A 23712-nucleotide genomic window follows, 5' to 3' on the forward strand; every position below is an offset into this window, starting at 1 on the left:
AAAAACTCAGCAAACTCACGACAACAATTCAGCCAAGGAGTAGACGCTATTAATGGAAGCGATGGTGCAATACAACATAAGGTGATACGGTATACTCAGAAGATGTGATAGTCAAAACGGAGCGATCGGCTGGGAAGGAACTTGAAGGAGCTGTTCATTGCTAACAAAGGTTCCCACGACCAACCCAAAGCGTCGAGCTGCCACGAAGAATGGTGGTTCGGTAACCAGGGTTCAGTGGAACACTTCTGTTGCCTTGTTGGTTGTAACAAGCAAGGAACAACCTCCCGATGGCTCAGCTAGACCATTAATATACAGGAAAAATAGATGTCGAGAACTTGAATTGGCAGGTGTTGCCTCTTCACTATCTAACAGGACCAGTCATCGGCGTACGGGTACGGATGGACCAGCATGACAACGATGGAAAAGCTAAGGAGCACAGAAAATGGCGGATAAGGGAGCTACGAGTTCATTGCGGATGGAGAACAAGGCGATCAATGATTACCTTGCGCACCTTGAGACCTCAAAGCCACGCAGAGGGCGCAAGCGCGACGTGGGCAAAGTACGCATGCAGCTGGAAGAGATTGAGAAGCGCCTCAGCGAAGTCAGCGGAATACGCCGGGTTGATCTTCTTCAAAAACGAGCCGATCTCAACCAAGAGCTGGAGCGGCTTGGCTCTGCTAACGACGGAACCCAACTCGAAAAGTTGTTTGTTGAGTATGCCTCCTCCTACTCTGCGAGGAAAGGGATCCGCTACGAAACCTGGGTAGAGGCTGGCGTTCCGGCAACTGTGCTCGCAAAGGCCGGTATTCGACCACACGCCTGATCGTTAGCATCGCTGATCGAATAACGACAGCTCCCCGTTCTCCTGAGCGCCAGCTCACGAGTGATGGGGGAGCTGTCGTTATTTTTGTTTGTTCGACGACAGTTCATGCAACCAGCATTTGCTCGAAATAATTTGCTCGGAGATACTTTGCTCAGGGATCATTTGTCCAGGGATAATCGCCTAGCGATACATCGTTTCACTCCAGCAAGGTCACCTCTGCGTTGCTGCTCTGAGGCGTACCCTCGACCTTCTCTCTTTTTTGCCATCCACGCTCGGCGGGGCTGACGGCTAGAACCTACGATAGCCTGATCGCATGGCTCGACCCATCGCAGATGAGTGATCGCGTGAGAATGCTGTTTGCGGACATGGGTCATCGAACAGACCGGAATCCTTTGCGATTGTCTCACCTCGGCCGTGACTGGGCTGGCGATGACGGCTCGATGGGGCTCGATGGGGCTCGCGTCATTACTTCTGACGATATCAGCCCAGTGGAGATGGTATCGGAGGCTATGGTATCGGAGGCTAAGGTATCGGAGGCTAAGGCTTGAGAGCGCTGCCAGGGTAGGCTCCTAAAACGTGGAGAGCGATATCTATCGGCCCCTTGGCCTCACCGACGACGAATTCAGTTTGATAGTTCACCAGCTCGGTAGAGAACCGAACCTCGTCGAGCTCGCGATGTTCTCCATCATGTGGTCAGAGCACTGTTCTTATAAGTCCTCACGCATCCACCTTCGCCGCCTCCCCTCCGAGGGCCCCAGGGTGATCATGGGGCCAGGAGAGAATGCAGGTGTCGTCGCAGCGACCGACACGATCTCCGTGGCCCTCCGCATGGAGAGTCACAACCATCCAAGCGCGATCGAACCGACCCAGGGAGCGGCTACCGGAGTGGGGGGTATTCTCCGCGACATCTTCACCGTTGGGGCCCGACCAACCGCCTTGCTCGACTCGCTCTGGATGGGCAATCAGGACAACCCTAGGTCGCGCTGGATCTTCGACGGTGTCGTCGGTGGGATCTCCTCCTACGGCAATGCGGTGGGCGTGCCGACGGTTGGTGGGGAGATCCACTTCGCAGCACCCTACGGGGAGAACCCACTGGTGAATGTGGTCGCGGTCGGCATCGCCGAGACCAGCCAACTGGTGCGAGCACTCGCCACCGGTGTTGGGAACCAAGTCGTCCTGCTCGGTGCAGCGACTGGTCGAGATGGTATCGGAGGCGTCTCGGTGCTCGCATCGAGCGGCTTTGACGAGACGTCAGCCGATAAGCGCCCCTCGGTGCAGGTGGGTGATCCATTCGAGGAGAAGAAGCTGATCGAGGCGTGTCTACGCCTTCTCGACGCCAAGCTCGTGGAGGGCATTCAAGACCTCGGTGGAGCCGGGCTCACCTGCGCCACCTCAGAGACCGCCGCCAATGCTGGCAACGGCATGGAGGTCTGGGTTGACAGGGTGCCCGTCCGGGAGCCCGGGATGACACCCATGGAGATCCTCTGCTCGGAGTCCCAAGAGCGTATGCTCGCCATCGTCACACCGGAGAACCTACCAGCCGTTCTCGCCATCTGTGAGGATGAGGAGGTGTTGGCGACCGTCATCGGCGAGGTGACCGCTCCCGACGAAGAGGGCGGCTACGCGGGCCGTGGTGTGCTACGAGCCTACTTTGACGGCGAACTCGTTGCCGAGATTCCAGCCGCCGCCCTCGCTGACGAGGCACCGCTCTATGATCGGCCACAGCAGGAGCCAGCTGACCTACATACTCGGACGAGCCAGAGCGTGGTTGTACCTGCCGAATGGCACACCGTCGCACTCGCAGTCCTAGCGGCACTTGACTTCGATCCGAGCTCTATCTATCGCCGCTATGACCATATGCTCTTTCGCAACACATTGGTCACTCCGGGAGCGGATGCAACCCTCTTGGCGATTCGCGCCCCAGGCATCGGCAATACCGACCTCGCCATGGCCCTCTCAGTTGATGGCAACCAACTCTGGTCGCGTGCCGACCCCAAATGGGGTACGTTGGCGGTCGTGGCTGCCTCGCTTGCCAACCTCGCCTGTGTCGGTGCCACCCCAGTTGCCCTCGTCGACTGTCTCAACTTTGGCAATCCCGAACACCCTGAGGTGATGTGGCAACTATCACAGGCCATCGATGGGATCGCCGAGATCGGACGTCTCTTGGGGGTTCCGGTGATCGGCGGGAACGTCAGTCTCTATAATGAGGCCCACGGCCACGATATCGATCCGACCCCTGTCGTCTCAACGATCGGTTTCCGGCCGCTTCCCACCCATCCAATTCCAGATCCTCGACGGGCCTATGGAACCATCGTCTTGGTCACCACTGGCGAGGTGCCAACCCTCACCGGATCGGTGTTTGCCTCCGTCCTCGATGACCGCCGGGGAGCCTTCCCCGCGATCGACCTCCCCCGGTTCAACCATCTGCTCAACGTGGTAGCCGAGCTGGTCGTCGATGAGGGGCTCGTCAACGCCGCCCACAACCTCGGTGCTGGCGGCCTCCTGGCTGGAGCAGTTCGACTCGCGCGTCTCGCCGGAAAGGGACTAACAATACACCCACCAGCGAACACCCCAGAGGCGCTCCTCGGGGAGCACCCCAGCCGTTTCCTCCTTTCCACCACGGACCCAGCTGCGCTGCTGGATCGTCTCGACCAGGAGGGTCTCGAAGCCGTCGTCATCGGCGAGCTTAGTGGTGATACGATCACCTGCGAGGATTGGCTACGAATCCCCATCGGTCAGCCAACCAAGATTGGAGTGCTATGACACCGGCCAAACGGAAGAACCGGGCAACCACCTCAGCGATGGTCACCGATACCGTCGATGCCCAGCCGATCAGCGAGGTCGACTATCTCCATCTCGTGCTCGATAATCGCTCCATCGAGCGTGATGATCTCGCTCGTCAAATCGACGAGCGCAACGCACAACTCGCCGAGATGCTGGGTTCGACGAGTTGGCGGTTGACCAAAGGCCTACGACAGCTTTCAACCGGGCTTCGCAGCGAGGTCATTCCACGCCTCTCCGAAGAGCTTGGACGATCCGAACGTCTTGTAGCGCTCACCGAAAAGTACGTACCCTCGGTCGGCGCAAGGCTGAACCTCTCCAACAGAAACCAACCAGCAGCCCCGACCGATCATGCTCTGAATATCGAAGGAGATGAGGACGAGGACGAAGATGAGGAGCTCGATATCGAGCCCTATCTGCGCTGGGTTCGTGAGTTCGATGAGACAGTCGATGAGGACGCCATCCGCTCCTATACCGCGCAACTTAGCTATCAACCCACCATCTCCATCGTCATGCCGACTTATAACTCCCCCATCGTCTACCTCCGCGAAGCCATCGAGTCCGTACGCCAACAGCTCTATCCCAACTGGCAGCTCTGCATCGTCGACGACGGTTCACTGATCCCTGAGGTGCGCGACGTGATCACCGAGTACGTCGAGGCCGATGACCGCATCATCGCTCATTTTCGCCCTCACACCGGCAACATCGCTGCCGCGACCAATGACGGCATCCAGATGGCGACCGGGGACTACGTTGGCTTCCTCGATCACGATGACCTCCTCCGACCCCACACGCTGAGTTGGGTCATCGCCACCCTCAACCAGTACCCTGACTCGGTCGTTCTCTACTCCGATGAGGACAAGCTCACCGATACCGGTCAACGCTATAGCCCCTACTTCAAGCCAGATTTTGACCCCATCTTGCTCCTGGCCCAGAACTACATGACCCACTTCTTCGTCGTTCGCCGAGAAGAGCTCAACCAGGTCGGAGGGCAGCGAACCGGCCTGGATGGCTCCCAGGACTGGGATCTCGCGCTTCGCATCACCGAGACCGTTCGCGAGGATCAGATCCGCCATATTCCTGTCATTCTCTACCATTGGCGCATGATCGCCGGCTCGACCGCGATCCGCGTCCAACTCAAGCCAGAAGCGATGCGTGCAGGCACGCAAGCCGTCGAGGAGGCCCTCGATCGCCGCGGCATCCCGGCCCACCTTGAACCGGTGCTCGACGACGCCTACCATCTCGTTCACTTCGAACCAACTGGGACGCCACATGTGGCCATTGTGATCCCAACCCGCAACCACGGGGACCTGCTTGAGCAGTGTCTCAAGAGCCTCGAGATCACCGACTACCCCGACTACGAGGTGGTGATCATCAACAACGAGAGCGATGAGCCTGCGACGCTCGAGCTCCTCGCAGCCATTGGCACGCTTCCTCGCCATCGCGTCCTTGACTACTCTCACCCCTTCAACTACGCCGCTATGCACAACTGGGCGATCGGCCAGATCGAGGCCGACTACATCTGTATGCTCAACAACGACACTGAGGCGATCAACGCCTCCTGGCTGACCGACATGGTGGGCATGTGCATGCACGACAAGATCGCCGCCGTGGGGGCCAAACTTTGGTACCCCGACCATTCCGTCCAACACGCAGGGGTGATCCTCGGCATCAACGGCGAGGCTGGGCACCGCTACAAAATGGCCAAGGACTACGAGATTGGGCATGGCGGACGTATCGTACTCGCCCAACGTCTCTCGGCGGTCACAGGAGCCGCCATGCTCGTCTCCAAAGCCGCCTATGACGAAGTCGGCGGCTTTGATGAGGAGTTCACCGTCTCGCTCAATGACATCGACCTCTGTCTCAAGCTCGGGGAAGCTGGTTATCACATCGGCTACACCCCAGCGGCCCAACTGATCCACCACGAATCAAAATCACGGGGACTGGACACCGAACCAACCAAGAAGGGGCGCTACGGCACCGAGGTCATCCGCTACTGGAAGAAGTGGGCCCCCAAGATTTTGGACGATCCCTATCACAACCCAAACGCTTCAATCGATGACATCGGCTGCGGAGCAGCCTGGCCGCCTCGCGTCAAGCTTCCTTGGTTAGAGAACCTGCTGGGGATCGAACTCCCCTGCCCACGTCCAGCTCGCTACTTCCCGTCAAACCCCATCGTCCTAGAACCAGGGGGCGAGATCGAATGCGAACTCATTCTCCCCGATCAGCTGGGCAATGAAATCGACCAGGTGACCTTTTGGGCGATGGAGATCGAACCCTACGCTATCGACGACCACGCCTTCTCGATCGACGAGACTACGGCGAAGGCCGTGCCATCCTGGCTGCATTTTGATCCCGTCACCATCAGACTCGAACGCCCTCTCGCCAGTCCGGCCAGGATCAGTCTGCGCCACGAGGGTGACACGCCAGTCCTTGTCGAGGCGGTGACCATCGACGGGGCCCTCACGCTACGTGTGAAGGTCGAACAAAGGGCATCCTCGAACGGCTGATCAGGGGAGCGACCATTGTGATCCCATGGTGATGATCGCCCCGCGAAGGCCGAGCAATAAAGCGTTGGAGGGCTCGCTGGTCCACAAAGAAAGATGATGGACAACGACGCACAACTGGCCCGCCGGGTGCACAGTGAATGGTTCCGGTCCAGCAACCCAACCTGGAGTGATCCACCTCAGCTCTACCCCTACTGGACCTTGATGCCACGCGATCCGGGGTCTACCGGGTTTTGTGTCCTGGCAAAGCCGCCGGAGGAAGCAGTGATGTGGGCAACGGAGAGTCATGCGTGCCGCCCTACCACTTGGCGCGATGAGATTAACAGTGACAGGGCACAACCCTTTGATCGAGCACGCGTTCCGATCCGCCACGTCTCTGGGATCACTATCTGATGGCGGGAGATGAACGTTCATCAAGATTCGCCTATTGATGGATCAGGGTTGCTCCTGCAACTTGGTTCCCAACCGTTCCCAGAGAAAGGCGGTAAGCCGATCGAAGGTCAACTGACCAAGCACACTCAATCGTCCCTTGTGACCGAGTTCTCGTGCCTCGTCAGGGTGTTGGATCACCCACCGCATCGCGGCAGCCGCAGCGTCGAGATCAGGGTCTGCCCATACCGATGAGGCCGGATATGCCGAGATACCTGGGCCGATCGGTACGAGTTGGTAGTCGATGAGGAGGCTGTTGGTAGGGTTCATAAACTCAAGATTCCCCGAATATCCTGTTGCGATCACGGGTAGGCCACGGACCATCGCCTCGGCGAGCGTAAGACCAAAGCCCTCAGCCCGGTGCAACGACACATACGCGGTCGCCTCGCCCATCAGGCTACTCATCACCTCTTCGGGGAGGTACTCCTCGATCAAATAGATGTCGCTTCGGCCGCCACAGAGAGCGCGTAGGTGTTCGCGATCGGCGCGGCAGTGGTCTCCGTTGATGCTCTTGATCACCAGTAATGGCCCCTCCCCTTCGTCAAAGGCTCGGGTGAAGGCACGAACGAGTCCAAGGGGGTTCTTGCGCTCAAAAATACTCAGGTAGTCAAAGACAAAGAGGAGGTAGGGTCCCTCCGGCAGGGAGAGGCCCACCCGGTCAAGCGGTTGGTGAAGGCCGGGGTCACCAATTGGAACCGGAATCACACTCACAGGTTTGGAGGTCCTGGCAGTAATGGCTCTGCGAGAGAACTCCGATAGTGCCCATATCTCATCGACAAGTGCCAGTGCCTCAGGGTAATCTGGAAAGTCTGCGACCTCCCATGCCCAAATCCCAACCAGATCACAATCGGCGAGTAGACTGCGACCTATTTCGCGTGCCACCACCGGTAGCTGCTCAGCGGTGACGGTAGCGATGGTGACTGCATAGCGATCATCGGATGCCTCCCAGACGAACTCCGCTTGCAGCCGACCAACGGTCTTTTGGCTGTTGTAGAGTGCGTGCGGAATCCCTGCACGCTGGATCCCATCGACGAGCAAACGTGCAACTTCGCCGACCCCAACCCCAACGGAGAAGTACCCGACAAGGTTTACGCCAGGGGCTCGCTTGATAATCGGGGCGAGTAAAGAGGTTTTTGCCGGTAGCAACCCCTGTGCCTCACCCAAATCAGCGTCGTAAGGAGTCGTCCATGCCCACCGGAGAAAATCAACCTCATCACCCCCAACTGGGTTTGCGAAAGTCGCCTGCAGATCAGGACGCTCACTCCATAGGGCATAGAGGAATCGATTCACCAATGTCTCAGGAAAGGCAGGTTCCCGCCACCAAGCGACAAAGGCTGCATCGTCACCCATCCCCGGAGGAGGTGGTGCTTCCTCCCTGGCGGCCCTGGCTCTGACGAGTTCACGATGAAAGAGATAGCGAAGTCGTGGTGTCAACACCGTTCCGTCGGAGAGTCGATCAAAGAGATACGTGGGCGCTGGATCCTCCGCCCTCTGCCGAGATAGCGTCGCCCGGTATCGATCACACAGCTCGCGAAGCTCTGGGGACTCACTCAGGAGCACTCTGGGGTTCGCGCTTGTCTCCGTACTGAGCAGCCATGGGGTCGAGGGACAATAGCCCTTGAAGCGCAGAGTTCGTACCGGTGCACCGTTGGCGGAATAACCGTCACCGATTCGAGTCACCTTGCGCTCATGCAGGTTCCAATGGGCCATGGAATAACCGTCGTCTCGTAGCACGTGAGCGTCCAGGAGATGGGCGATGACATCAAACCATCGACGACCACCAAGGGGTAGCTCCGCTATAGCATTGCCGAAATCAACCATGATCCGCGTTTGCCAGGACTCCAGCGCCGCGAGTCGTTGACGTCCGGTGCCAAGAAGACCCTCCTCAAAGAAGCCATCGGCGAGGATCTGCTCCTCGGCTGATAGAAGACCATCGCGCACGGGCAGAGAGTTAAAGCGAGGCGTCACCACCGCACCATACTGATCTGCCAAGGCAAAAAGATCATCGAGTTGATCACACACATAGGAGTCGGGAGACAGATAGAGCGCAGCCTGGGCATCGCCAGCGAGCAGGAAGGCTAGGGCCCATGGCCGGAGCACGACTCCGAGCTCTTCGATGGCCAAGACGGTGGCGAGCTCAAAGAGCAAGACCTCGTCGATCGGTAACGCATCGATCCCAACGATATGGAGAAGCTGGTGCGATTCACCACCCGCGGGCTCCTCCTGATGGAGGAGGTCAACCCTGACGATGGTCACCTCCAGCTCTGGATTAGTCTCGGCGAGTGACTTCGCTAACGCCATGGCGCCAGGCAATGTGGCACCCGTCGCGACGGTCACCACCTGATGAGGTCTTGTGGGACGGAATGGAATACGATCGATGACGGCCACCTCGCACAACGAGCGATTGCTCACCAAAGCACTCAGCCTATCTCAGCCGACAGAGCATGCATTCAGTCAGGACCCTCAACGCAATGCCCAAGTCCGATACCGCAATAGGCGTTTCATCAGCGCTTTACCGGTCGTAACCGCTTGCCTACCCCAGTGAGTGGCACTGACGCCAACCGAGAGCGTCAACCAAGGAGGAGTGAACGATCCATGGAAGGCTGAGCTCAGTTCTGTTGGGGTCAGAGGTCAGTAGGTTGGAGTTGACCGGCAACCCTAGCTGGACTCGGTGGCGGCCAGGCTCGCAAATGCCTGGAACAACTCCACACCATCGTCACTAGTGGTCAACGTCGGCCAGGCCGGGCGAACCTCGACGGAGGCAAGTCGCTGGATAAGTAACGCCAATGCAAGCGGATCTATCCATGGCCCATCGCCCTTAATTACCTCACTCGGTGGGCTCGCTACCAGGGCGGACGCCTTTCCTCGGAAGCTCTGATAGACAGCGATACCACATGAATACCCCATCAGGGTGGATGCGTTACTATCGGCAAATGGAGGGTGAGCGGGCACCGAATAGGGAGACAGTTCCGGAGAGAGAGGTCGAATCGAAGGAGCAACGATCTCCTCGCTGCCTTCGACATATGACAGCAACAACTCCAAAACGTTGACGCCTTTGCACCGTGCACTGAGCACAAGATACGGAGCCATCGTGCTGTCGAGAACCACCGTATCTGATGTGACAAGCCCCAAAAGATGTGCAAAGTCTCTGGGGTCACCGACACGCGCGACACCGACCAACGACCCGATACGATCCCGCGCGGCCGGTAGCGACGGTGGCACCATCACCGTCGCTGAAATCGATCCGGTTCGCAAGGTGCAGGAGTTGCTTGACCAGGAGATGGACTCGATCAGAGGAAACTCCAGCCTAGTCTCAAGATCGAGCGAGGATGGGGTACGGATCTCCAAGTCCGAAAGCGACCTGCGTCGATCCAGCTGGTGGGTCATCACGAACTTTGCGATCGCATCCTCGTCGGAGAGAGCAAGTTTTAGAAATCTTGCTCTCCAGAGACTGTCTTCGATCGCCACGAACTCGATCACCGTCTTGATCTCTCGATCCCCAAGATGAAAGGAGATCATCTGACGTTGGCCTGGGGCTGGCAACTGCTGAGAGATCGGCTCAATCGCGACCCCGGTAACGGAGAGGTCGAGTACCTGCATCGGGATCCCGACGCTCGGCGGTAGAATGTAGTAGGTGCCCGCAAGTACGGCGCTCACCCGTGGCGCTGACCGGGCATTCATCGGCACAAAGTCTGATTCGATCACCACCTCTGAGCCAACGATCGCTGGCATCATGATACCTGTGGCCTTGAACCGCTCTCCGAAGAAGACCACCATCACGTCACAAGGACCATCTCGCCAGAGTCTTCCTCGAATACCAACCCGTTGACCATCGATCCTGGTCACCACTGTCACGGTGATCTCCTCGTCGAGGCTCAACTCTATCCGCTTACCCGGATAGCAGAGCCGACCGGGCAGATAGGACTCATCGCTCACGAGATGCCTCGGTCGGTCTCAGATAGTGTGCCGAACGATCCCCTCGTGCTGCGCCTCTCGAGCGACCGCCTCAGCTACCGCAATGGCGACACCCTTGTTAAAGACCGAAGGGATGATGTAGTTCGGCGAGAGTTCGCTGTCAGATACCGCCGAGGAGATGGCATCTGCAGCGGCTAGCTTCATCCCTTCAGTGATCGCCATCGCTCGGGCATCGAGCGCACCGCGAAAGATGCCCGGGAAACAGAGAACGTTGTTGATCTGATTCGGGAAGTCCGATCGTCCCGTCGCGATCACCGCGGCGATATCTTGGATCTCCTCGGGCATCACCTCAGGCGTCGGGTTCGCGAGCGCAAAGACGATGGGATGGGTGTTCATCGTCGCGATCTCGTTCGCAGTCACGATCCCTGGTCCAGAGACGCCGAGAAAAACATCGGCACCCACCAACGCAGAGCCGAGATCGCCCATGCGGCGATCCTGGTTCGTGTTCTCCGCCAACCACAGCTTCGCTCCATCAAAGTCCTCACGGCCCGAGAAGATAATTCCTTTGCGATCAGCGACGAGGATCCGACCAACACCGGCATTCGCGAGGATCTTTGCACAGGCAACACCAGCAGCGCCAGCTCCAGCAACCACCACGGTCATGTCTCCAAGTTTGCGATCGACCACCTTGGCTGCGTTGCGCAGCGCCGCCAGGACGACCACCGCCGTGCCGTGTTGATCATCATGAAAGACTGGTATATCGAGCTTGGACTTCAACGCCTCCTCGATCTCAAAGCAGGCTGGAGCAGCAATATCCTCAAGGTTGATGCCCCCAAAGACTGGCTCTATCGCCTCGACGGCGGCGATGACCTCCTCGGGTTTGGAGACGTTCAAACAGATCGGGAACGCATCGATATTTGCGAACTCCTTGAACAACTGGGCCTTGCCCTCCATCACAGGGATCGCGGCATAGGGTCCGATGTTGCCAAGTCCGAGCACGGCTGTCCCGTCACTAACGATGGCGACCGAGTTCGCCTTAATGGTATAGGTATGTACCGAGGCCGGGCGCTCCGCGATCTCCATCGAGACTCGAGCGACGCCGGGGGTATAGGCCATCGAGAGATCATCACGGTCCTTCAGTGGGGACTTACCTCGCACCTCAATCTTGCCACCGAGGTGGAGCCGTAGCGTTCTGTCGAGGACGCTACGGACATGGACCCCTGCCACCTCCTCAGCCTTGCCACGAATCAGCTGGGCATGGTCAGGGTCAGCGGCGAGTACCGTGATATCGCGAACGATACGGTCAGATTCGACATCTATCAGATCGATACCCAGGATGTTGCCGCCCGCCTCACCGATTGCGGTGGTTAAGCGTCCGAGGGAACCAGGGGTGTTGTTGAGCTCGACTCGAATCGTGACCGAGTGCGAGACGTTAGGTTGTGCCATAGTGCAAGGCTAGTGGCCCATACCAGAGGAGTTGACCATTCCATTCGATGGGAACTAATCGACAGATCGGCTCATCTACGGAAACACAAAACGGTCATGAGGTGGGCGATCAGCGCTGGAATTGACTCTAGGGTTGCGCGGCTAGTCTGGATCACAACCCAAACAAACGAAAGGGTGCCGAGTGAGTTCTGATCAGCCCAAGGTCCAAACCGACGAGTCGGCATCCGGAGGTCTCTCTACTGCTGGTTGGGGTGAGGTGATCATCAAGCACATTCCTCGCGGAGCAACGGTCTTGATGCTCGGGTCCGGTATCGACGAACTGGTCAGGGCACTCGTTACCGAACTCGGCTGCACCGTGGACGCCATGCAACCAAGCACCGGTAGATCTAATACAGGTCAACATGATGCAGCTCAATCCGATGTAGCTATGTCCAACGAAGCTAAACCCCACACCACAGAGACGCACGCGGCCCTACAGCTATGCCGTGAGGTCTTTGTAACCGACCTTGAGGAATCCGACATCAACGAAGTCCTCGCTGATCGTCACTACGACATCATCGTGTGTGCAGAGATCCTCGAGCGTCTCCAGGACCCCGAACATCTGCTCTCACAACTCAAAGCCCACCTCGATGCCGAGGGTCAACTCCTCCTCGTCGTCCCCAACGTCGCCCACATCGGTGTGATCAGCGAACTCCTTGGCGGCGATTTTCACTACCGTGGACACGGGATTCTTGATCCAGCTCATCTCCGATTCTTCACCCGGCAGAGTCTCCTACGCACCCTCGATGAGAGTGGTTTTGTCGCTGAGATACTCGACACCATCACCCTCTCGGTTGCTGACTCCGAGTTCGCCCAATCCCAGGCGCTCGCCGATACCCTCCTCACACGGGTGCCAATCACCATCGACCATGACGTCTATGAGCTCATCGCATCTGCAAAGCCACGCAAGAAAGGTCAGCGGCGTTCCCAAGAACAGCTTCATCCCACTCTGATCACAAGACCTGTGGGAGATATCACAAGGGTCTTCTGGCGCCTGATCGACGAGGAGTACGCCGAGGATCGATCAGTACAAGGAACCCCGGTTGATCAGCCGGGTCTCTTGAGCGTGCATCTCGAGATTCCACGCTCCCCCTCGGAACGCTTCCTCAGCCTTCAACTCCTTGATAGGGTCGGGGTTATTGAGCTCAGCGACCTTACACTCACCCAGAACGACAGAGAGCTTTGGCGCTGGGACCCTGAGAGCATCGACGAACTCTTTGTCGAGGAGCATCGGCGAGGGCTTGTTGCACTCCACCAAACCGTCGAGCCGACGGAGAGCACCGCCTACTACTTCATCCTCGATCCTGACAACCGGGCGGAACTCAACCTTCGCCTGCCAGGGAGCCCACATGAGACGCTTTTAGAACTCAGTTACCGTCCCCTTATCATCACCGAGTCTACGGAGGTGATCGGAGGGTATCTCGCCACTGTCGATCAACACGCAACGGCTCAAGTGGCCAAGGTACGCGGACTCCTGAACGCCGATCGCAGCACCCGTGAGTTCATTCTGAAAGGGCGGATCAAGTTCATCGAGGATGAGAAGCTCCACCTCAGAGAGGAGCTAGTGCTTCGAGAAAAGCAACTCGGCGAGGAGAAAGAGGCACTGCAACGGCGCATCGATGAGCTCCTTGGCTCGACTTCTTGGAGACTCACCGCCCCGGTCCGTATGGGCAAAGAACAACTCCTTCCAAAGGTGAAGGGTCTCCTCTCGGGGCGCAATCCCTCGCCAACCGCAACCGAACCAGCGAAGCACCAACCATGACAAGGGTTCGAGTCACGAAGGCCTACACGGACTGGGCGGAGCGCTTCGACACCATCACCACCCAGGAACGCCCGACAACCAGGGACTACGCACGAGCACTCCACAACGATCCAGACGACGAGATGGACCGGCTCGCCCATGATTATCAGTGGTGGATTCAACAGTGTGACACACTGAAGCAGGCAGAGTCTGATCTGATTCGAGAGTACGTCGCTTCCATGGAGTACACTCCAACTTTTAGCTATCTGATGGTGATCGAAGACGGCAACGACCCCCGACAGCTACGGCGATCGATCGGCACGGTGCTCACCCAGCTCTATCCTCACTGGCAGCTCGTAATGATCGACAATCACGTGAGTGATCCTGACCTGCGTCGCACCCTAGACGACTATCAGACGCGAGATCCAAGGATTACCCAACTCACGCTAGATCGCCACCATGTCTACTCAGACGCTCTTAATAGCGCGATGGATACCGTCACCGGCGACTACCTCGCCACCCTTCGCCCGGGTGACCTCCTCCGGCCTCACACCTTGGCCTGGTTTGGTGCCGAAGTCGCCGCCCACCGAGACACAGCGATCATCTATAGCGACCATGACTCCATCGACGATCAGGAATGTCGCCACAACCATAACTTCAAACCCGACTGGAACCCAGACCTCGCCCTCGCCCAAAACTACATCGGTCCAGCTATTGCATTCAGAACAACACTCGTGCAAGAAGCCAACGGCTTCGCCCCTCATCTCGCCCTCTATCCCACATGGGAACTCCTCCTACGCCTCACCGAGGATCATGAACCGGCCCGCATTCGACACTGCCCAACCATCCTCTATCATCAACGCGACCCCAATACCGGACCAACAGCTCATGCATCGGACCAACACCGTCAAGAGGCCTACGAGATCGTCCACGGAGTCTTGGAACGACGAGGAGAGCTCCATACGCTTGACTGGGCACCTAACCAAAGGGACCTCATCCCACGTTACACGGTTCACGGCAACCCAAAAATCTCCATCATCATCCCAACCCACAACGGGTTGGCCGATCTTAAGGCATGTATCGAGAGTCTGAGCACCTCGACCTATCCAAACTATGAGGTCATCGTCGTCAACAACCGGAGTGACGATCCAGCGACGCTCTCTTACCTCAACCAAATCGCACAGCTCCCCGGCCATCAGGTAATCGACTACCCCTATGCCTTTAACTACTCGGATCTTCACAACACCGTCGTGAAGCAACTCAGCACCGATTACCTCTGCCTTCTCAACAACGACACCGAGGTCCAACGACCAGACTGGCTCGAAGTCATGCTCGGCTACGCCCAACGACCGGGAATCGGCGCAGTCGGAGCCAAACTCCTCTACCCAGATGGCACGGTTCAACACGCGGGCGTCATCACAGGACTGCGCGGGCTCGCTGGACACGCCTTCCGATACCTGCGCGAGGACCAAGATGGCTACCAGGGCAGGGCAAACGTCCCCTATGAACTCAGTGTGGTGACCGCAGCCTGTCTCATGATCAGCGCACAGCTGTGGCGTGAAATGAACGGAATGGCAGAGGAACTGCCAATCGCATTCAACGACGTAGACCTCTGTCTTCGCCTTCGCAAAAAGGGCTATCGCAACATCTACCAGCCCCACGCCCAACTCATCCATCACGAATCCAAGTCGCGGGGCAAGGACATCAAGCTGTCACAGCAACACCGTGCGATCCGAGAACACGGCTACATGCAATGGCGCTGGAGTCCACAGCTCTCCTCAGACCCCATGTATAATCCAAACCTTACTTTGGACTCGGAAGACTTTGTCCTCGCGATACCACGAATACAGCGGCCATGGGCACGCGGAATCCAGTGGGTCGACATCCCAGATGGCCAAAACCTCGACCATTCACACCGCATACCCTTGCACACGAACCAGACAATCACCGCCACATGCCTGATCCCAGCTACTCTCTCAGGAACAATCGAAGCACTGCAGATCTACATCGGCGACAGTGTTGGAGAACTCGATGGCGAACTCACGGTCTCCGGGAGACACAACGGCCACACCTTCACGGTCACCGAGTCGCTGAAGGGACATCGCAGGGAATTCCCATTCACCTTCCATCTCGGCGATCAGGCATTCGAAGCTCCATCAGGCCAACCGCTAGAACTCGGCATCACCCCACACCGAAGCCAATGGCCTGTCCATCTCCTCGCCTTCCAAACCGTAACACCTTGGGCCCACCACATCCACGGACTACCGACTCTTGCGCTCAAGATAACAGTGGGCTACCACAACTAGGCCAACCTACCGCACCTCCTAACTCGAACCATCACTACACCGCACAGCTGACGTCGATCCGCTCCGCGAATGCAGCTAAACCACCGCCCGCACCAGCCAGTCTGACAAGACACTCCTCAAACACACAACAACTTAACCACTCCCCGGAAACTTGGCGGATCTCCGCAACCCGACCCTCTCAATTCATCTATCAACGAGGCACTGCACCGCCTCGAAAACAAGACTCAGGGCAGGTACCGAAGTACCTGCCCTGATGAACTGTTGTTGAAGGGTTGACTAGAGACTGGAGAGCGTATAGCTACCCGTCATAGCAACCGGAAGGACATATTGGAACGAGTAACCATCGGTCATGAACTGCGTAGCGCTCATGAACTGATAGAGTGTTCCACCATCGCTGACCCAGATCCCGGCTGTGCCGAGAGGCTGAACCAGTGTACCGTTAGCACTCGCCGTGGCATTCGTTGGTGTCGAGCCAGAGCCCATGACCACCATTGCGCCAGTCATCTTCTGAATCGAAGCGAGCTCGGCTGGTGTAGCGATACCAGTAGCAACGCCACCAGCATACTCATAGATGGTCGAACCGAACTGAACCAATGCACCGTTGGCCATTGTCGCAGCAGCCGTCGGAGGAGCACCAGCGCCTGCGGTGAGCCCACCTGCGTTAGGAACTGGAATCACCTGACTGGCAACATAACCATCCTTCATGAACTGTGACATGGAGGAGAACTGGTAAATCTCACCATTGGTACCAACGACCCAGTAGCCAGAGGTTCCAACAGGGTTGATCAACGTTCCAGCCGCTGGCATAGGAGCTGTCGGGAAGGTACCTGAAACCACACTGCTGTGATCCATCTTCATAATGTCACCGAACACCGTTGGGGTCGGAATACCAAAGGCATAGCCACCCGCAACCACGTCGATCTGGCCCCCAGACTTAATGAGCGCACCGTTAGGATACGTCATGCTAGCCGTCGGCACTGTTGTCACAGGAGCTTGTGCAGCCTCGATCACTCCGGCATCTGTACTACTAGCTAGGCTAGCCGTATCATTGATATTCGTCGTACTCGGGTTAATGACACCATCAACCGTAAGACTGAACATGTCTCCAGAAGCCAAGCCATTTGGGAGTTCAATCTCCACCGAATCCGTGCCGCCACCGGATACGATCGATGGATCCGTGAACGAGTCAGACGGAGTCGTCGAATCAGTAAGCGTGTAGTCAGGCCCATAGTTCGGGAAGACTGCTCCGCTACTAGCCAACGTAAATGTATCTGTCAATGCGCCACCAGCCAACGCACCATTCGCCTCTATGTTACTAATGGTCCAGTTCGAGAGGGCTCCAGGCTGACTGTCCGAAGGTGTTACCTGAATCTGGGGCACGGAACTCGCAGCGGCTACCGTCACATTCTGCGTAGCTGGAAGAGTGTCCTCATTGGTAGAGAGACCAACGGAAACCGAACCAGAAGCAGCAAATGTAGCGCTGTACGATACGAGCTGATACTTATCTCCGGAAACCGTAGCGGTCGACAGGGTCCATGAATCAGAGGAAGGAGCGCCAAGACTATATTGCACACCCGTCGTCAGGTTCGTAAGGAGATTTGTTGACCCTGGAGTGAATCCGCTCACTGTGATGGTATTCGAACCACCAGTATTCGACGTGAAGTCCAGGGTAACATTAGAGGCGACACCCTCGACCGCACCCGGGGCCGAAGCACTAAACGCATCAACCGAAGTGCCCAAATCCACGGCTCCAGTCACAGCAGTACCGCTTGTCGGTGCATCAATTCCGAAAGTCTGGACACCAGCACTTCCATTGACAGCATCAGTTACGGTGACGGTCAGCTCATCGCCGCTAGCAATGGAATCTCCACTAGGAAGCGTAAGTACAGCTGCAGCAGTATATGGAGTGGCGCTGGTGTCAGCCGAGATCTGGACATCACTCGCTGGAATCACAAATGTCTTCCCAGAAGTGTTGTCGACCACCGTATAAGCGCCACTGGTAGTGAAAGCCCCTTCACCCGCAGAGGTGGTGCTACTATCCGAAATGGTAAGCGTACCTCCGGAAGCAACAGCCGCGCCAGCAGCACCCTCGAACGTCCAGGTGACACCCGTATCTGACGGTATAGCCGGATTGGCCGAATCGACAGGAGCGTATCCAGCCGACAAGGTTACCGAATTTGACGTAACCGCATTAGCATCCGTCGAGGTCGAAACCGTCACAGAAGCGGGGGACGTCGCTGGGTTGGAGACATCTCCAAGCACAACCGTGATTTGATCACCAGCATTCCATGCAAATCCGGGCGTTAGCGAAACACTTGTGGACGCGTCAGTGGGTGTGATCGATCCGGCAGCAGTCCCTGTCGTATTATCGACAACAGACGTTACGGTTGCCGAACTTAAGCCAGTACCACCGATGAAAATCTTGTCAGTATCTGTGCCTGCACTCGTTGCCTTGAAAGACACCGTGTACTGGACACCTGTTGCGCTCTCAGTTGAGTTCGTCAGAGACAAAGAAACCGCCGAGACCGAGGTGGCCGAACCGATAGAAAACGGAGCTGAAGTCAGCGTTGTAGACGCATACGCCGTACCACTCACCGCAAGAACCGCGCCGAGCCCACCTGCTGTGAGCGCTGCAGCGCCAGCCATGTTCATCAACCGCCGATACATAGAAGAACGACTATTCAACCTATAACCTCCTCGTGGTTACTTTCTGTTTCCAGACTTAGTGTGCAAGAGCAACATGATCCAACCCTACTGGACTTCACTATATCACGTGCCTTCTCCAACTTGGGCTAGATAATCAAAGAAATCTCAACATTCGTACGAGATAACCTTCCGCTAGACTCCAAACACCCTGCCACTCTAGCACGAGTGCCGCACGCGTCACCCAATCACGTTATATCCTCATCACCAAAAACTCACTGGGTAAACGGCAAGTGCGGTAAACAATTCTCATAGCACGGACTAGTTGAGAACCAAGATCGTGGTGATTGGGTGGTAGTGGGCAAACGAACGAATGTTGCTGCGTTGTCTCTCCAAGTCATCGTGTACTACTCCAAACATTCTCAACCCACCCTACTACCGATCTATCGCAACAACGTGGTCGTCACTTCCACCCTGATGATTCAAACCGATAGGAAGGATAGAAAGAAGGTCTGGCCCAAATTTGAGCTGGCACCACTACGCAATACCATGGGTATCAGTGATCCCCGTTTTTAGCGTTTCTCCTTCATCAGATGCATCGCTCCAATGGATCAACGTCACGAAATCACCAACTCATCCCCCACCCCATCGACGGTGATCGTCGACCCCTCTGGGTACTTCCCCGACAGGATCGCAACCGCCACCGGGTCGCCCACCATCTTCTGGATCACCCGCTTCAAGGGTCGAGCTCCGAACGCTGGATCATACCCCTGGGTCACCAGAATCCGCTTGGCATCATCGGTGACCATGAGTTCGAGTCGACGATCAGCTAACCTTCGACGCAGTGCATCGAGCTGGATGTCGACGATCTTCGTGAGGTCTGCCTCGGTGAGTGATACAAAGCGGATGATCTCATCGATCCGGTTCACAAACTCCGGTTTGAAGAAGAGCCTCGGATCCTCCGCCAGGTTCGATGTCATGATCAAAATGGTGTTGGTGAAGTTCACCACCCGGCCCTGGCCATCGGTCAAGCGACCATCGTCCAAGATGGCAAGGAAGATGTTAAAGACATCCGAGTGCGCCTTCTCGATCTCGTCAAAGAGAATCACGCTGTAGGGGCGCCGCCTTACCGCCTCGGTGAGCTGTCCACCCTCGCCGTAGCCGACGTATCCCGGAGGCGCACCGACAAGGCGTGCCACCGCATGGCGCTCCTGGTACTCGGACATGTCGATTCGAATGACGGCGCGTTCATCGTCGAAGAGGTACTCTGCCAACGCCTTGGCCATCTCGGTCTTACCGACACCAGTTGGACCCAGGAAGAGAAAACTCCCGATCGGCCGGTGTGGATCGGAGAGTCCCGCACGCGAGCGCCGAATGGCGTTGGCGACCGCTGAGACCGCCTGCTCTTGGCCGATGACCCGTTGATGCAGGGCATCCTCGATATGGAGCAGCTTCTCCATCTCACTCTCTAAGAGCTTGGAGACCGGAATGCCGGTCGCCTTAGCTACTACCTCTGCAATGTCCTCTGGGTCGACCTCCTCCTTTAACATCCTCACCCCACCCTGGAACTCAGCGAGTTGCCGGGTAGCCTCGTCGATCTGTCGTGAGAGCTCGGGAACCTGACCATAGCGGATCTCTGCCGCACGATCGAGATTGCCGATGCGCTCGTGATTGTCGGCTTCGGCCTTCAACTGTTCGAGTCGCTCCTTCATCTCGCGAATCTTGCCGATCGAGTCGCGCTCGAGTTGCCACTGGGCATTGAGCGCGGCGAGCTCCTCCCGATCGTCGGCCAGTTCGCGTTCGATCCGACCGAGCCTCTCCACCGAGGCGGCGTCGCTCTCCTTAGCGAGCGAGATCCGCTCGATCTCAAGTTGGCGAATACGCCGCTCGACGGTATCGACCTCGCTTGGACGAGAGTCGATCTCCATCCGGAGTTTGGCGGCGGCCTCATCGATGAGGTCGATGGCCTTGTCAGGGAGGAAGCGGTTGGTCACATAACGATCCGAGAGGACCGCAGCCGCTACGAGGGCCGAGTCCTGGATGCGCACCCCATGGTGGACCTCGTAGCGCTCCTTCAGACCTCGCAGAATCCCAATCGTATCCTCGACCGAGGGAGGCGGGATGATGAGCTGTTGGAACCGACGCTCGAGGGCCGGATCCTTCTCGATATACTTGCGATACTCATCGAGGGTTGTCGCCCCGATCATCCTCAACTCACCACGGGCAAGCATTGGCTTTAACATGTTGGAGGCGTCCATGGAACCCTCGGCGGCCCCAGCACCCACCACGGTGTGCATCTCGTCGATGAAGGTGATGACCTCACCGTTGGAGTCCTTGATCGCCTTGAGGACCGCCTTTAGGCGCTCCTCGAACTCACCACGGTACTTCGCACCTGCCACCATGGAACCAAGATCCAAAGCGATCAACCGCTTGTTCTTCAACCCCTCGGGAACATCGCCCTCGACGATTCGCTTGGCCAACCCCTCGACGATGGCGGTCTTGCCAACACCTGGCTCACCGATGAGCACTGGGTTGTTCTTGCTCCGACGTGAAAGGATCTGGATGATCCGCCGGATCTCCTCGTCCCGCCCGATCACAGGGTCGATCTTGCCCGCACGCGCGTCAGCTGTCAGGTCGCGTCCGTACTTCTCTAACGCCTGGAGTGTCTCCTCCGGGTTCTCGCTCGTGACTCGGTTGTCCCCACGGATCTCACGCAACGCGGTCTTGATCTGTTCAGCGGTCACCCCGAACACGGTGGGTAACTGGATCAAGAGATGCTCGACCGAGAGATAGGAGTCTCCCAACTCCTGGCGGGTCTTGTCGGCTGCCTCAAGGACCGCGATCAACGCGCCTGAGAACTGCGCCTGGCTGCCATAGGCCTTGGGTAGCTTTGCGATCGCCTCCAAGAGCTTGGTCCTCGCCGCCCCGATCTGGACACCCAGACGTTCCAGGATTGGCAGGGCGATCCCATCGGGTTGTCCAAGGAGCGCGACCGCAAGGTGCTCCTTGGTCACCTCCGGATTCGAACTCCGCCTCGCCAGCTCAACCGCTGCCTCGATCGCCTCGCGGGTCTTAACGGTCCATGTACTCTGATCCATTGTTCACCTCATCCTCTGTACTCGTAACGACTTCATCTACTTGTTTGTCTCGTTCATACTCTTCTTGGCATCACTACTCTGAACACCACCACCAGCCCGTTGAACTAGTATTGGTTCCCACGACCCAGAGTCGCTGACCCCGAGCCCGCATCTGCGCTTCTCATCACGCGATGTAGCCGGGTGCTCTCCGTCTCCTTTGAAGCCAGAATCCCCCTCTCAACGAAGCTGGATTCCCCACGGTAGAACACAAGGCTTCGCATCTCTCGTGCACTGTCACCCACCGATGACATATGGGTAATGCCGACGTTGGCTCTTTGCCAGGAACCGTTACCAGAGCGCTCGATCACTCTATTATTATGCAACATCACCGCGCAGGAGCCTCCATGGAACCGAGCTGCTCGGTTCGAGCAAGCTCATCCAAGCTGACCGATCCAAACCGAGGGTGTCGCGCAGGCGGTGTCTTGGCAATAATGTGTGACTGGTTGGATCGAGATAATGACATCGCTAGCCAAGCTACGCCCCCAGTAGCCAGTGCTCCTCGGATCTCGCTGAGTGCCTTCCCCAAATGCCACAAGGTCAGATTACGCGTATCCATCGTTCCACCTCTTACGGTGTGATCTCTCACCCAATGGTCCCTTACCGTATCGCCTCTCACCGTATCGTCTCCAAACAGGTTGCCTGTACTGTACTGCACTGTCTTGCATTGTGCTGTCTTGCGCTGCACCATCTTGCATTGTGCTGTCTCTCAACATGTTGCCTCTCATCAGCCCTCCGATGCCCACTTCTGTCGATAAGAAATCCGAACAACGTTTCCCGCACCCTCCTTCGACCTCGTATCTCTCGGCGCAGCGAGGTGAGTGTTTCTCAGGCTTGCTCTCATCTGTTATGCCCATGGTGGTGCCATAATGAACTCGTCACCTCGTTATCTCGCACCGACGATTGGCGTGCTCTCAGCCTCGAAGAACCTCCGCCCCATGACCGATATGGCATCACTGCGTTCTTACCGCCACATCCCGCGATCCAGGTTTTCTGCCTTGGTGCCTCTGTCTCATGTTCACTCCCCCAAGACTCCGTATGCAACGGGCAGGTTGGCCCCAAGTGCTTAGCAATCTGTGTTCCTTGCCGGCAAGCACACCATGGCTCGACACCGTTGTTCCTGGCCGACTCAGCACTAGCGCAGAGTCCTGGCATATCCCAATCTCCGGGTACCTTATTATTGCTAAGCTTGATTATTGCTAAGCTTGTTTTGCGTCATACCATCTCCGGCAATGCCCCTCGCATCCACATATGGGCCAGATCCCGGGATCGGAGTGTTCCCGCGTGTTAGCCTCCCCGCGAAAAACCTCCGGCGAAGCAATGAACAAACCCATTGAACACGTCTTCAATACCCTGCCTTCGTTGAGCCACCCTTCCGATCCTTAACCTCTCACTGGCTGGCATCCTTGTCGTCCGACACCACGACATCTCACGCGCCTGACTCTTGTCCTCGTCTCGGCTTGCGCCCCCTACCGCCTGGGTTCACACCCGCGCGGTAGGCGACCAAATCTGATCCCTAGCGACGGATCTGGGTGCTCTTCACATGAACCACCGCCTGGGAAAGCGGAACGAGATCACGCCGGTAATGACGATGGATCTCCTTCTCACGAAGACGTGCCAGTTCTCGCTCGCGTTCGAGTTCGGCTCTGAGCTCAGCGACCTCAGCCTCTAGCTCAATCACCCGACGCACACCCTCGATGTTGAGACCCGCATCGGTCAACTCTGCGATGCGTCGCAGCCGTGCGAGATCGTGTTCGCTATAACGCCTTGAGCCGCCCCCGGTACGGTTTGGTTCAAGCAAACCCCGTCGTTCATAGACCCGTAAGGTCTGAGGGTGCATGCCAGCGAGCTCGGCAGCCACCGAGATCACATACACCCCCCTCCCGATGGCGGCACCCTCGAAGGCGCCGCGCCTGGCCTGGCCTTCGATATCACTTACCATCTAGCC

13 protein-coding genes are annotated in these 23712 nt (G+C 57.4%); 6 read left to right on the forward strand and 7 right to left on the reverse strand.

All coding sequences use genetic code 11. The annotated features are described in order from the left end of the window. The first annotated feature begins 442 nt into the window (after positions 1-442). The 4 genes from M7Q83_RS04825 (at position 443) to M7Q83_RS04840 (ending at position 6114) form a co-directional block, all read left to right on the forward strand. Positions 443-823 carry a hypothetical protein gene (locus tag M7Q83_RS04825; RefSeq protein ID WP_298335935.1) on the forward strand — a complete coding sequence of 127 codons (381 nt, stop codon included), beginning with the start codon at positions 443-445 and terminating at the stop codon, positions 821-823. A 344-nt stretch (positions 824-1167) separates the two neighbouring features. Continuing rightward, positions 1168-1371 (forward strand): hypothetical protein, encoded by a 204-nt coding sequence (locus tag M7Q83_RS04830; protein ID WP_298335937.1) that lies wholly within the window; start codon positions 1168-1170, stop codon positions 1369-1371. Positions 1372-1399: 28 nt separating this feature from the next. Beyond that, complete coding sequence (purL, locus tag M7Q83_RS04835; protein WP_298335939.1) at positions 1400-3586, forward strand: phosphoribosylformylglycinamidine synthase subunit PurL; 2187 nt, start codon at positions 1400-1402, stop codon at positions 3584-3586. Beyond that, a complete protein-coding gene (locus tag M7Q83_RS04840; protein ID WP_298335941.1) occupies positions 3583-6114 on the forward strand; it encodes a glycosyltransferase in 2532 nt (843 codons plus the stop codon). Before purL ends, M7Q83_RS04840 begins: the two co-directional genes overlap by 4 nt. A gap of 432 nt (positions 6115-6546) precedes the next feature. Here M7Q83_RS04840 and M7Q83_RS14205 read toward each other — a convergent pair whose 3' ends face one another. The 3 genes from M7Q83_RS14205 to M7Q83_RS04855 all read right to left on the reverse strand — a co-directional run bounded on the left by M7Q83_RS14205 (position 6547) and on the right by M7Q83_RS04855 (position 11901). Next, positions 6547-7890, reverse strand: coding sequence for a glycosyltransferase (locus M7Q83_RS14205; RefSeq protein WP_366526373.1), 1344 nt, complete (start codon positions 7888-7890; stop codon positions 6547-6549). Positions 7891-9198: 1308 nt separating this feature from the next. After that, positions 9199-10476, reverse strand: coding sequence for a hypothetical protein (locus tag M7Q83_RS04850; protein WP_298335945.1), 1278 nt, complete (start codon positions 10474-10476; stop codon positions 9199-9201). Positions 10477-10494: 18 nt separating this feature from the next. After that, positions 10495-11901 (reverse strand): NAD-dependent malic enzyme, encoded by a 1407-nt coding sequence (locus M7Q83_RS04855; RefSeq protein ID WP_298335947.1) that lies wholly within the window; start codon positions 11899-11901, stop codon positions 10495-10497. A gap of 181 nt (positions 11902-12082) precedes the next feature. On the opposite strand from M7Q83_RS04855, the gene M7Q83_RS04860 reads away from it, so the two are divergent. Then, a complete protein-coding gene (locus M7Q83_RS04860; RefSeq protein WP_298335949.1) occupies positions 12083-13702 on the forward strand; it encodes a methyltransferase domain-containing protein in 1620 nt (539 codons plus the stop codon). Beyond that, entirely contained in the window at positions 13699-15987 is a 2289-nt protein-coding gene (locus tag M7Q83_RS04865) for a glycosyltransferase family 2 protein (protein ID WP_298335951.1), read from the forward strand. Before M7Q83_RS04860 ends, M7Q83_RS04865 begins: the two co-directional genes overlap by 4 nt. Before the next feature lie 276 nt (positions 15988-16263). On the opposite strand, the gene M7Q83_RS04870 is transcribed toward M7Q83_RS04865, so the two are convergent. The 4 genes from M7Q83_RS04870 to M7Q83_RS04885 form a co-directional block, all read right to left on the reverse strand. Next, complete coding sequence (locus M7Q83_RS04870) at positions 16264-18672, reverse strand: hypothetical protein (protein ID WP_298335953.1); 2409 nt, start codon at positions 18670-18672, stop codon at positions 16264-16266. A gap of 575 nt (positions 18673-19247) precedes the next feature. After that, positions 19248-21728 (reverse strand): AAA family ATPase, encoded by a 2481-nt coding sequence (locus M7Q83_RS04875; RefSeq protein ID WP_298335955.1) that lies wholly within the window; start codon positions 21726-21728, stop codon positions 19248-19250. Positions 21729-22092: 364 nt separating this feature from the next. Beyond that, positions 22093-22323 (reverse strand): hypothetical protein, encoded by a 231-nt coding sequence (locus M7Q83_RS04880; RefSeq protein WP_298335957.1) that lies wholly within the window; start codon positions 22321-22323, stop codon positions 22093-22095. Between the two features lie 957 nt (positions 22324-23280). Beyond that, complete coding sequence (locus M7Q83_RS04885; protein WP_298335959.1) at positions 23281-23706, reverse strand: helix-turn-helix transcriptional regulator; 426 nt, start codon at positions 23704-23706, stop codon at positions 23281-23283. Between the last annotated feature and the right edge of the window lie 6 nt (positions 23707-23712).

Source organism: Ferrimicrobium sp. (genome assembly GCF_027364955.1).
Classification (GTDB): domain Bacteria; phylum Actinomycetota; class Acidimicrobiia; order Acidimicrobiales; family Acidimicrobiaceae; genus Ferrimicrobium.

Coding starts and splice junctions, on each gene's coding strand:
- M7Q83_RS04825 (WP_298335935.1), top strand. CDS start 443: ATGGCGGATAAGGGAGCTACGAGTTCATTGCGGATGGAGAACAAGGCG.
- M7Q83_RS04840 (WP_298335941.1), top strand. CDS start 3,583: ATGACACCGGCCAAACGGAAGAACCGGGCAACCACCTCAGCGATGGTC.
- M7Q83_RS14205 (WP_366526373.1), bottom strand. CDS start 7,890: ATGGGTGACGATGCAGCCTTTGTCGCTTGGTGGCGGGAACCTGCCTTT.
- M7Q83_RS04855 (WP_298335947.1), bottom strand. CDS start 11,901: ATGGCACAACCTAACGTCTCGCACTCGGTCACGATTCGAGTCGAGCTC.
- M7Q83_RS04865 (WP_298335951.1), top strand. CDS start 13,699: ATGACAAGGGTTCGAGTCACGAAGGCCTACACGGACTGGGCGGAGCGC.
- M7Q83_RS04875 (WP_298335955.1), bottom strand. CDS start 21,728: ATGGATCAGAGTACATGGACCGTTAAGACCCGCGAGGCGATCGAGGCA.
- M7Q83_RS04880 (WP_298335957.1), bottom strand. CDS start 22,323: ATGGATACGCGTAATCTGACCTTGTGGCATTTGGGGAAGGCACTCAGC.
- M7Q83_RS04885 (WP_298335959.1), bottom strand. CDS start 23,706: ATGGTAAGTGATATCGAAGGCCAGGCCAGGCGCGGCGCCTTCGAGGGT.